Source organism: Nocardia carnea (genome assembly GCF_029869215.1).
Taxonomy (GTDB): Bacteria; Actinomycetota; Actinomycetes; order Mycobacteriales; family Mycobacteriaceae; genus Nocardia; species Nocardia carnea_B.
On record NZ_JARWPM010000305.1, the window covers coordinates 1 to 10,606 of the forward strand.

Sequence of the window (10,606 nt, forward strand, 5' to 3'; positions counted from 1 at the left end):
ACCGAAGCCCAGGCCCTGCTCGACTTCCAGCAGCACAGCTGGCCCGAGACCGTCGCCTGGGTCGCGGGCGCCCAGCCCCGGTTCCGGGGGCGCGCCCCCGGCGGGGGGGGGGGCGGGGGGCCGGGCCGCCGGCGGCCCCCCCCCCCCCGGGAGCCGAAAATATTCTGTTGACTTCTCGTCCGCGAGATCAGGCAGTCGCGGCCTGTTCGACAGCGCGAACCCGGCCCTGCGCGGCCAGCTGGTCCTCCGGCGAAGCCGAACCCTCGTTCAGTACCTTGCGCGCCGCGTCGACATCGACCTCGGTGGCGAACTCGGCCCGCTCGGCGAGCACCCGCACCGTATTCGCGGTCACCGAGAAGAAGCCGCCGTGGACCGCGGCGACGACCCGGTTGCCGTCGGTATCGACGATGGTCACCGTGCCGCCCTCGACCAGCTGCCCGAGCAGGGGTTCGTGACCCGCCATGATGCCGATCTGGCCCTCGGTGGTCTGGGCGCTGACGAAACTCGCCCGGCCCGACCAGAGCCGCCGCTCGACCGCGACGAAATCAACTGACATATCCGCCATGAAGGACTACTTTCCGGCGATCTTCTTCGCGGCCGCCTCGACATCGTCGAGACCGCCGCAGCTGTTGAACGCCTGCTCCGGGAAGTGGTCGAATTCGCCCTTGCAGACCCGGTCGAAGTCGTCGATGGTCTGTTCCAGCGGAACGACCGAACCGGGCTGACCGGTGAACTTCTCGGCCACGATGAAGTTCTGGCCGAGGAACTTCTCCAGCCGGCGGGCCCGGCCGACGAGGACCTTGTCCTCTTCGGAGAGCTCGTCCATACCGAGAATGGCGATGATGTCCTGCAGTTCCTTGTACTTCTGCAGGATCCGCTTCACCTCGTTGGCCACCGCGAAGTGCCGCTCGCCCACGATCGAGGCCTCGAGGATACGAGAGGTCGAGGTCAGCGGGTCGACGGCCGGGTAGATGCCCTTCTGTGAAATCGGGCGGGAGAGCTCGGTGGTCGCGTCCAGGTGGGCGAAGGTGGTCGCCGGCGCCGGGTCGGTGTAGTCGTCGGCGGGGACGTAGATCGCCTGCAGCGAGGTGATCGAACGACCACGGGTCGAGGTGATGCGCTCCTGCAGTTCACCCATCTCGTCGGCCAGGGTGGGCTGGTAACCGACGGCCGAGGGCATACGACCCAGCAGGGTCGAGACCTCGGAACCGGCCTGGGTGAACCGGAAGATGTTGTCGATGAACAGCAGCACGTCCTGGTGCTTCACATCGCGGAAGTACTCCGCCATGGTCAGCGCCGACAGGGCGACGCGCATACGGGTGCCCGGCGGCTCGTCCATCTGGCCGAAGACGAGGGCGGTGTCCTGCAGAACGCCCATCTCTTCCATTTCCAGGTGCAGGTCGGTGCCCTCACGGGTGCGCTCACCGACGCCGGCGAATACCGACGTACCGGAGAACTCCCGCGCGATACGGGTGATCATCTCCTGGATCAGCACGGTCTTGCCGACGCCGGCACCACCGAACAGGCCGATCTTGCCGCCCTTCACGTACGGGGTCAGCAGGTCGAGCACCTTGACGCCGGTCTCGAGGATTTCGGTCTTACCCTCGAGCTGGTCGAAGCTCGGCGGCTTGCGGTGGATACCCCACTGCTCGCCGTCGCGGCCCAGGCCGGGGCTGTCGAGGCAGTCGCCGAGGGCGTTGAACACGTGGCCCTTGACGACATCGCCGACCGGCACCGAGATCGGCTTACCGGAGTCACGGACCTCGGCGCCACGGACCAGGCCGTCGGTGGGCTGCATCGAGATGGTGCGCACGATGTTGTCACCGAGGTGCTGGGCGACCTCGAGGGTCAGCGTCTTGGCCACCGACTTCAGGGTGATCTCGGCGGAGAGGGCGTTGAACAGTTCAGGGATGGAACCCCGCGGGAACTCGACGTCCACGACGGGGCCGATGACGCGGACCACGCGGCCACTGGCGGCGCCGGTCCGGCTCGAGTCTTCTCGAGTAACAGCTGCGGTCATTTTCTAGGTTCTCTTCCTGCGTCTCAGTCGCGTTCCGAGCTGGCCGCCAGGGCGTTCACGCCGCCGACGATTTCGCTGATTTCCTGCGTGATGTTGGCCTGCCGCAACGAGTTCGCCTGCCGGGACAGGGAGCTCGCCAACTCGTTGGCGTTATCGGTGGCCGCCTTCATTGCGGTGCGCCGAGCGGCGTGCTCGGATGCCGCTGCGTCGAGCAACGACGCGTAGATCCGCGTATTGATGTACTTCGGCAGCAGGGCCGCCAGCAGCACATCGGCGTCGGGCTCGAATTCGTACTGCGCGTGCACCTCGGCCGTGGGCGAATCGGACAGCATGTCCTTGCCCAGATCGAAGTTCTCGTCGACGAAGGAGATCTGAATCGGCGCCATCCGGCGCACCTCCGGCGTCTGCGACAGCATGCTCACGAACCGGGTGTAGACGATATGGAGTTCGTCCACGCCCGCGATCGGACCGGTACCGTCCGGTGCCTCGACCTCACCGGTGGAGCCCGCCATAAAGCTCTCCACCAGGTGGTTGCAGGCCGCCGAGGCATCGGGGTAGGTCGGCTGCTGGGAGAACCCGGTCCACGAGGCGACCGGCCGGCGGTTGCGGAAGGTGTAGTACGTCAGGCCTTTGTTGCCCATGACGTAGAGCACCGGTTCCTTGCCCTCGCCGCGCAGGGTGGTCATCAGCTCCTCGGCGCGTTTGAGCACATTGGAGTTGTAACCGCCGCACTGACCGCTATCGCTGGTGATCACCAGGATCGCGGCCCGCTTCGGGTCCGGGCGCTCGGTGAGCAGCGGATGCGACAGATTCTTCGACGCACTCGCCAGCTCCGCGACCACCTTGGTGATCTCCTCGGAGTACGGCTTGGCGGCCGCGACCCGGGCCTGGGCCTTGGTGATACGCGAGGTCGCGATCAGCTCCTGGGCCTTGGTGATCTTCTTGATCGAGTTGATACCACGAATACGGGAGCGCAGCTCGCGCAAGGTAGCCATCGGCGGTTCACACTCCCTTCGTTCGTGGCGTTACAGGAAAACAGCGCATGGTTCGCCCGGTCTACTTCTCGACGTGCTTGCGGGTGACCGACAGCGACTCGACCTCTTCGTGGGCCAGTTCGCCGGCGTCGGCTTCGTTCACCACGCGGCTGCCGTCGGAGGCGAGGAAGCCCTGCTTGAACTTGTCGGTGGCCGTCTTGATCTGCTCGGCGGCCTCGTCCTGCAGCACCTTGCCGCCCGCGATGCTCGTGAAGGCATCGGCGGCGTTGGCGTGCAGATCCTCGAGCAGCTCGACATTGAAGCGGCGGATATCGGCGACCGGCACCGAATCGTAGTAGCCGGCGTCGACCAGGAAGATCGAGACGATCTGGTCCTCGACCGGGATCGGCGAATACTGGTCCTGCTTGAGCAGCTCGACCCAGCGGGCACCGCGCTCGAGCTGGGCCAGCGAGGCGGCATCGAGGTCGGAGGCGAAGGCGGAGAACGCCTCCAGCTCGCGGTACTGGGCCATTTCCAGACGCAGCGAACCGGCGACCTTCTTCATACCCTTGGTCTGCGCGGCGCCACCGACACGGGAGACCGAGGTACCGACGTTGATCGCCGGGCGGACACCCTTGTTGAACAGGTCGGACTCCAGGAAGACCTGACCGTCGGTGATGGAGATGACGTTGGTCGGGATGAAGGCCGAGATGTCGTTGGCCTTGGTCTCGATGATCGGCAGACCGGTCATCGAACCGCCGCCCATCTCGTCGGAGAGCTTGGCGCAACGCTCCAGCAGCCGCGAGTGCAGGTAGAAGACGTCGCCCGGGTAGGCCTCGCGGCCCGGCGGGCGGCGCAGCAGCAGCGAGATCGCGCGGTAGGCCTCGGCCTGCTTGGTCAGATCGTCGAACACGATCAGGACGTGCTTGCCCTGGTACATCCAGTGCTGGCCGATGGCCGAACCGGTGTAGGGCGCCAGCCACTTGAAGCCGGCGGAATCGGAGGCCGGGGCCGCCACGATGGTGGTGTACTCCAGCGCGCCGTGCTCCTCCAGCGCGGATTTGACGCCCGCGATGGTGGAACCCTTCTGGCCGATCGCCACGTAGATGCAGCGCACCTGCTTGGCCGGATCGCCCGACTCCCAGTTGGCCTTCTGGTTCAGGATCGTATCGATGCAGACCGCGGTCTTTCCGGTCTTACGGTCGCCGATGACCAGCTGACGCTGGCCCCGGCCGATCGCGGTGAGCGCATCGATGGCGGTGATACCGGTGGCCATCGGCTCCTCGACCGGCTGGCGCTCCAGCACGGTGGCGGCCTGCAGCTCCAGCACGCGCCGCTCGTCGGATTCGATTTCGCCCAGACCGTCGATCGGCTGGCCGAGCGGGTTCACCACGCGGCCCAGGAATTTGTCGCCGACCGGGACCGAGAGCACATCGCCGGTGCGGCGCACCTGCTGGCCCTCTTCGATCTCGGCGAACTCGCCGAGGATGACGGCACCGATTTCACGGTCCTCGAGGTTCAGCGCCACGCCGAGCACGCCACCCGGGAATTCGAGCAGCTCGTTGGCCATAGCCGAAGGCAGGCCGCTGACATGCGCGATGCCGTCACTGGTATCGGTGACGACACCGACTTCCTCGATGGAGGTTTCCGGGGTGTAGCTCTGGGTGTAGCTTTCGATCGCGCTACGGATCTCGTCGGAGGAGATCGTCAGCTCCGCCATGTTCTTCCTGCTCTCGGTCTCTGGTCTGGAATGTCGGGGGGTGTGGTGCGGCCGGTGCGCCGGGGGTTCCCGGTGGCGTACCGCTAGGTGAGCGAGCGGCGCAGCCGTTCCAGTCGGCCGATCGCACTGCCGTCGATCACATCGTCGCCGATGCGTACGACGAGACCGCTCAGCAGCTCGGGTTCGACTTCGATATGCACGGTGACGGACTTGCCGTAGATGCGGCCCAGCGCGCCGGCCAGCCGCTCCCGCTGGGAATCGGTCAGCTCGCTCGCCGACCGCACATGCGCGACGATCTGCTGACGCCGGGCCGCGGCCAGATCGGACAGTTCGTCGAAGGCCGGGCCGATCCCGGAACGCTGCCTGGTCACCACCTGTTCGGCCAGGCTCTGGGTGATGGACTCGGTCTTGCCGGACAGCAGCCGCCCGAGCAGTTCCCGTTTGGCCGCCGGGGAGGCGGCACGATCGGACAGGGCCTGTTCGAGCTGCGGATTGTCATTGATGATCCGGCCGAGCCGGAACAGCTCGTCCTCGACCGCGGTCATCCGCCCCTGTTCGGACGCTGCTTCCAGCAGCGCCAGCTGCCCGAGCAGGACCAGGGTGTCGACCAGGTCGCGGGCGCGGGACCAATCCTGGGCTACCGCGGTGGTCAGCACCGCCTGCGTGGCAGCGCTGACCCGGCTCCCGAAGACCCGCTCACTCAGTTCGGCGCGGGCCGAACCGGGCACCGACACGTCCGCGAGCGCCACACGCAGCGGACGCTGGTCGTCCAGTACGTCGACAACGGCGAACAGTTCGGACCCCGTCGTGGCCGCGACACCGTTGCTTCCGGTCAGCGCGGCCCGAAGAGCCTCCTTGGACCGGGAGCTGGCCTCACGGCTTGCTGCGTACATGGTTCTCACGCCTCCGTCGTTACCTTCCGACCCCGATACCGGCATCCGACCGGTCGATCTCATCGAGGAATCGATCGATCGTCGCGGCCTGTTTGGCCTCGTCCGATACCGATTGCCCGATGATCTTCTCGGCCAGGTCCACCGCGGTGCGGCCGACCTCGGCGCGCAGCTCGGTCAGGATCTGCTGGCGCTGGGCTTCCAGCTGGGTGTGCCCGGCCGCGACGATACGGTCGCTCTCGGCCTGGGCGTCGGCCTTCATCTGGGCGAGGATCTGCTGGCCCTGTGTGCGGGCGTCTTCACGGATCTTCGCGGCTTCCAGGCGGGCGTCGGCCAGCTGCTTCTGGTACTGCTGCAGTGTCTCCTGGGCTTCGGTCTGTGCCGCCTCCGCCCGTTCGATGCCACCCTCGATCTTGTCGGCGCGCTCGTCCAGCACCTTCATGAGGCGCGGAACGGCGTACTTGTAGACCACGAAGGCGATAATCGCCACGCAGACCGCCGACCAGACGATGTCGTACGTCGCCGGAATGAGAGGGTTGATGTCCTCTCCTTCCGCTGCGAGCAGAGTGAACTCGTTCATCGGAATCAGAAGATGAAGCCGGCGACGAGACCGATCAGCGCCAGGGCTTCGGTGAACGCGATGCCGAGGAACATGTTGGTCCGGATGGTGCCCTGGAGTTCGGGCTGGCGGGCAATACCCTCGATCGCCTTACCGACGACGATACCGACGCCGATACCCGGGCCGATGGCCGCCAGGCCGTAACCGACGGCACCCAGGCCGCGCAGCGTGGATTCGTTGGTGGCAGCTTCCTGGGCCAAGTACGAGAGGCTCATGAGTCTTCCATTCCCTTTCTATTGCTCACCCGCCGGTCGGCGTGGTGTAGCAGGTCCTTATCGGTTGTTCCGGTCGTCGGTCAATGGTCGTCGGCGTGCTGGGCGAGGCTGATGTACACGGCGGTCAGCAGCGCGAATACATAGGCCTGCAGGAAAATGACCAGCAGTTCGAAGAGTGTGAAGGCGAGTCCGCCGAGCAGCGAGAAGGGCGAGAAGACCTTCATCCAGTTGTCCGCGTCGAAGAGGAAGAACTGGGTCGCGCTGAAGAACAGCACCAGCATGATGTGGCCGGCGAGCATATTCGCCATGAGTCGGACGGTCAGCGTGAACGGGCGCAGGATGAACGTCGAGACGAACTCGATGGGAATGAGCAGGACGTGCATGGCCGGCGGAACATTCGGAACGACGACGCTGCTGCGCATATAGGTGAAGAAGCCGTACTTCTTGATGCCCACATAGTTGAACGCGATATACGCGATCACAGCCAGTACCAGCGGCATGCCGATACGCGCGTTCGACGAGATGTTCAGACCGGGAATAACACCCGAGAAGTTCAGGAACAGGACCGTGAAGAAGATCGTCGCGATGAGCGGGAAGAACTTGCGGCCGCTTTCCTTGCCGAGCACTTCGTCGCAGATCTGCTCCTTGACGAAGACCATGCCCATTTCGCCGATGTTCTGCAGCTTCTTGGGCACGAGTCGCGGACTACGGAACGCCAGGAAGAGGAAGGCGACCAGCACGGCCGTCATCAGCAGCCGGACCAGCATCAGCCGATCGAGTTCGAACGGAGTCCCCTCGAACAGCACCGCCGGAGGGAAAAAGTCGGTTAGCGACGGCGCGTGAAACTCCGCGGCCAAGGTGGTGACGCTCAGCGTTCTCTCCCGTGTTCGGGCCGCGGGATGTTTCTTTCCCGCGGTTCGATCGGACATTGACGATCAATGTGGTCGACTGAGGTCGGCTCGAAGTTCGTCAGCAGCTGTAGCGGGGTTCCGCGCTGGCGTCTGTACGTGTGTCGGCGACATCGTCGACATGCAGAACCGAACTCTTTACAAGCCCGGCACGGCAGTAGCATAGCGGCAGTTCGTAGGACCTTTGCCGGGACCCCTCACCGAGCCGCTTGCTTACCAAGACTTTACCAAGAGATCTACGACAACGCGTAGCGGGGGCGATGTTATCTACGACAAGTCGTCGTAGATACCGGTCAGGGCGTTTCGGAATCGGCGCCCGAGTCTTGATCAGGGAGGTTGACAATCGGCACCTTGGTGCGCAATACACCGTAAGTCTCCGCGCCCAGCACGATGATCAGCGCACCCACGACGGTCAGGAACAAAGCGATTCGATCGTAGAACTCGAATTGCTGCAAAACCGCGATAACGATCAGCGCGACCAGCAGTTTTCCGACCCAGCTGGCCAGCATAACCAGCCCGGCCGTCGTGGGCGGCAATGTGGCGCCGAGGAGCACCACCGCGGCCGTGGTCAGGATGAAACCGCCGCCGATCGCGGCCCCCAGCAGCGCACCCCACAGTCCGGCGACGCCTGCCGCCAGGGTCGCGAGCACGACCGCGAGCACCGTGAGCACCGCCAGACCGATCAGTCCGTACCGCAGGGCGGCGCGCAGCGGCGCGTCTTGGTGGTCGGAGGTACCGGGGGCGGCGGAGCTGGTGGACACAGTCCGCACTCTACCCGGACCCCGGAGCCGACCCCGCCGCCTCCCGCCGCGCCTGCCGCCGCCACAAACCGGGAACAGCGGTCACGACCAGCGCGAACAGGAAGCCCGCGGCCATCAGCACCACCACTACGCGCCGGTCCATCACCGAGGTACCGACCGCGCCGAAGGCGAGAATGCCGACCCACAGATAGATCACCAGCACGACCCGGCGCTGCGAATGCCCGATCTGCAGCAGCCGGTGATGGAGATGCATTTTGTCCGGCGTCGAGAAGCTGACCCCGGCTCGTACCCGGCGCACGATCGCCAGCAGCAGGTCGAGTACCGGGATGAACATCACCGCGCCCACCAGCAGCAGCGGCGAGAGGAGGCCGACGATATCGCGCGGCCCGTACCCCTGCAGCGGGATCCGGCCCGACGCGCTGGTGGACACGGCCGCCAGCACGAGCCCGATCAGCATCGACCCGGAATCGCCCATGAAGATCCGGGCGGGCGAGAAGTTGTGCGGCAGGAAACCGAGGCAGGCGCCCGCCATCGCGGCCGCCAGCAGCGCGGGCGGATAGCTGTCCACGGAACCGCCCTGTTCGGTGAGCAGGCCGATCGCGAAGGCGAAAACCGCCACCGAGGCGATCAGGCCCAGCCCCGCGGCGAGGCCGTCCAGCCCGTCCACGAAGTTCATGGCGTTGATGAGTGTCACCGCCACCGCGACGGTCACCAGCCCGCCCTGCAGGCCGTCGAGGACGACGGTGGTGTTGCTGAACGGGTCGTAGATCAGGTACCAGCCGAGGCCCATCACCGCCATCACACCCGCGGCGGTGACCTGACCGGCGAATTTGGTGAGCGCGTCCAGACCCCAGCGATCGTCCACGATGCCGACCGCCACGATGATCGTCGCCGCCACCAGGACCGCCGCGATATCGGGCCGGTAGTCGAACCCGCGGCGCAGTGCCGGCAGCTGATGGGCGAACAACACGGCCGCCACCACGCCGATGTACATACCGACCCCGCCCATCCGGGGAATCGGTTTGACGTGCACATCACGATCACGCGGAATCGCCACCGCGCCGAACCCGATCGCCAATGTGCGGATACCACCGGTGGCCAGGAAGGTGACCACCGCCGAGATCAGCAGTACCAGCAGGAGTTCGCGCAGCGGGACAACCGCACCGGACCCGGTCATCGCGCCGACCACCCCGTCACCACAGCTACCGCCCGCTCCTCCGCACCGCCCGGTTCACTCACCGCGCGGAGGATCCGATCAGCGCGTCGGGGGTGGTGCCGAGTACTTCGGCCACCGCCTCGGTGGGCACCGCACCCGCGCGCAGGATGCGTGGCTGATCACCGGTGAGGTCGACGATGGTCGAGGCGACGGCATGCTCCGCCGGACCTCCGTCGAGGTACACCCCGACCACGGAACCGAGCTGCTCACGCGCCTCGGTCACATTCGCGGCCGCCGGCCGCCCGGAGATGTTCGCGCTGGACACCGCCAGCGGACCCACCTCCTGCAGCAGTTCCAGCGCGACCGGATGCAACGGCATCCGCAGCATCACGGTGCCCCGCGCGTCACCGAGGTCCCACGCCAGCGACGGCGCCTGCTGCACCACGATGCTCAGCCCGCCCGGCCAGAACGCCCGGATCAGATCCCGCGCCTGCGGCCGCACCGAGAAAACGAGACCGTCGATGGTGTTCCACGACCCGACCAGTACCGGCACCGGCATATCCCGGCCCCGCCCCTTGGCCGCCAGCAGTGACGCCACAGCCGCCGAATCGAACGCATCGGCCGCCAGGCCGTACACGGTGTCGGTGGGCATCACGACCAATCGTCCCGATTTCAGAGCACTGGAGGCCGCGGCCAGGCCGGCGGCGCGGGAATCGGGTTCGGCGCAGTCGTAGACAGTACTCACGGCGACAATCGTATTGCGCCGCCCCCGGCCGCGCGGATTTCCCCCTCACCCCGTGACACAGCACGCCCGGATCAACGCTCCCGGTTGCCCGGCCACAGCCCGCGCCCGTCCGCGAACACGCCCACCAGCGACGCAGAACCCAGCCAGGCCCCGAGAGGCTTCGACCACGTCCATTCCGGTCCCGCGCAGCGACGCCGCCGAGTCCGACGCGGCTTCTGGACGAACCGGCCACCCAAAACCTGACGCAACCCCGGCGACCCCGCACCCAGCGAACCATTCACAGTGTCCATGACCCCGGAGCCGATCGCGACCACGGCGGCGCCGAGTTCAGCAGGCATTCGCAATGTGGATAACCCCGAAATCAAACGCAGCCAGGTGGCGCCCCACCCAGCCAGGCATTGTCCGGGCACAACCCCGAAACCGAGCACAACCACGGCGGCGCCGAGTCCAGCGAGGCACTCGCAGTATCGATAACCCCCGAAAGCGAACGCGACCACGGCGGCGCCGAGTTCAGCGAGGCATTTGGAGGGTTCGGCCCGTCCCTGCGTTCAGCCCCGCGAGACAATGCGGCGCAGCCGCGAGTATCGCGGGGCTGAAC

11 protein-coding genes are annotated in these 10,606 nt (G+C 66.4%); all 11 read right to left on the reverse strand.

Going from position 1 to position 10,606, the window contains the following annotated elements; all coding sequences use genetic code 11:
* Window positions 1-187 precede the first annotated feature (187 nt).
* The 11 genes from QH276_RS21530 to QH276_RS21580 all read right to left on the reverse strand — a co-directional run bounded on the left by QH276_RS21530 (window position 188) and on the right by QH276_RS21580 (window position 10,008).
* Window positions 188-565: a F0F1 ATP synthase subunit epsilon gene (locus tag QH276_RS21530; protein ID WP_280398310.1), complete on the reverse strand. Its 378-nt coding sequence runs from the start codon at window positions 563-565 to the stop codon at window positions 188-190.
* A 6-nt stretch (window positions 566-571) separates the two neighbouring features.
* Window positions 572-2,020: a F0F1 ATP synthase subunit beta gene (gene atpD, locus QH276_RS21535; protein WP_280398311.1), complete on the reverse strand. Its 1,449-nt coding sequence runs from the start codon at window positions 2,018-2,020 to the stop codon at window positions 572-574.
* 23 nt (window positions 2,021-2,043) lie between these two features.
* Window positions 2,044-3,015 carry a F0F1 ATP synthase subunit gamma gene (locus tag QH276_RS21540; protein WP_280398312.1) on the reverse strand — a complete coding sequence of 324 codons (972 nt, stop codon included), beginning with the start codon at window positions 3,013-3,015 and terminating at the stop codon, window positions 2,044-2,046.
* A 61-nt stretch (window positions 3,016-3,076) separates the two neighbouring features.
* The gene (gene atpA, locus QH276_RS21545; protein WP_280398313.1) at window positions 3,077-4,714 is read right to left on the reverse strand and encodes a F0F1 ATP synthase subunit alpha; all 1,638 of its coding nucleotides are present in this window, start codon (window positions 4,712-4,714) and stop codon (window positions 3,077-3,079) included.
* Between the two features lie 83 nt (window positions 4,715-4,797).
* The gene (locus QH276_RS21550; RefSeq protein ID WP_280398314.1) at window positions 4,798-5,607 is read right to left on the reverse strand and encodes a F0F1 ATP synthase subunit delta; all 810 of its coding nucleotides are present in this window, start codon (window positions 5,605-5,607) and stop codon (window positions 4,798-4,800) included.
* A gap of 19 nt (window positions 5,608-5,626) precedes the next feature.
* Window positions 5,627-6,184, reverse strand: coding sequence for a F0F1 ATP synthase subunit B (locus QH276_RS21555; RefSeq protein WP_280398315.1), 558 nt, complete (start codon window positions 6,182-6,184; stop codon window positions 5,627-5,629).
* 5 nt (window positions 6,185-6,189) lie between these two features.
* Entirely contained in the window at window positions 6,190-6,438 is a 249-nt protein-coding gene (locus QH276_RS21560) for an ATP synthase F0 subunit C (protein WP_280398316.1), read from the reverse strand.
* A gap of 80 nt (window positions 6,439-6,518) precedes the next feature.
* Window positions 6,519-7,367, reverse strand: a complete 849-nt coding sequence (gene atpB, locus QH276_RS21565) for a F0F1 ATP synthase subunit A (protein ID WP_280398317.1) — start codon at window positions 7,365-7,367, stop codon at window positions 6,519-6,521.
* Between the two features lie 272 nt (window positions 7,368-7,639).
* Window positions 7,640-8,107 carry a hypothetical protein gene (locus QH276_RS21570; RefSeq protein WP_280398318.1) on the reverse strand — a complete coding sequence of 156 codons (468 nt, stop codon included), beginning with the start codon at window positions 8,105-8,107 and terminating at the stop codon, window positions 7,640-7,642.
* A gap of 10 nt (window positions 8,108-8,117) precedes the next feature.
* Window positions 8,118-9,284, reverse strand: coding sequence for an MraY family glycosyltransferase (locus QH276_RS21575; protein ID WP_280398319.1), 1,167 nt, complete (start codon window positions 9,282-9,284; stop codon window positions 8,118-8,120).
* A 58-nt stretch (window positions 9,285-9,342) separates the two neighbouring features.
* A complete protein-coding gene (locus QH276_RS21580; RefSeq protein WP_280398320.1) occupies window positions 9,343-10,008 on the reverse strand; it encodes an L-threonylcarbamoyladenylate synthase in 666 nt (221 codons plus the stop codon).
* Between the last annotated feature and the right edge of the window lie 598 nt (window positions 10,009-10,606).

Excerpts from the sequence above, each read along its gene's own strand:
- QH276_RS21555 (WP_280398315.1), bottom strand. The coding sequence starts at position 6,184 with ATGAACGAGTTCACTCTGCTCGCAGCGGAAGGAGAGGACATCAACCCT.
- QH276_RS21575 (WP_280398319.1), bottom strand. The coding sequence starts at position 9,284 with ATGACCGGGTCCGGTGCGGTTGTCCCGCTGCGCGAACTCCTGCTGGTA.
- atpD (WP_280398311.1), bottom strand. The coding sequence starts at position 2,020 with ATGACCGCAGCTGTTACTCGAGAAGACTCGAGCCGGACCGGCGCCGCC.
- QH276_RS21550 (WP_280398314.1), bottom strand. The coding sequence starts at position 5,607 with ATGTACGCAGCAAGCCGTGAGGCCAGCTCCCGGTCCAAGGAGGCTCTT.
- QH276_RS21540 (WP_280398312.1), bottom strand. The coding sequence starts at position 3,015 with ATGGCTACCTTGCGCGAGCTGCGCTCCCGTATTCGTGGTATCAACTCG.
- atpB (WP_280398317.1), bottom strand. The coding sequence starts at position 7,367 with ATGTCCGATCGAACCGCGGGAAAGAAACATCCCGCGGCCCGAACACGG.
- QH276_RS21530 (WP_280398310.1), bottom strand. The coding sequence starts at position 565 with ATGGCGGATATGTCAGTTGATTTCGTCGCGGTCGAGCGGCGGCTCTGG.
- QH276_RS21560 (WP_280398316.1), bottom strand. The coding sequence starts at position 6,438 with ATGAGCCTCTCGTACTTGGCCCAGGAAGCTGCCACCAACGAATCCACG.
- atpA (WP_280398313.1), bottom strand. The coding sequence starts at position 4,714 with ATGGCGGAGCTGACGATCTCCTCCGACGAGATCCGTAGCGCGATCGAA.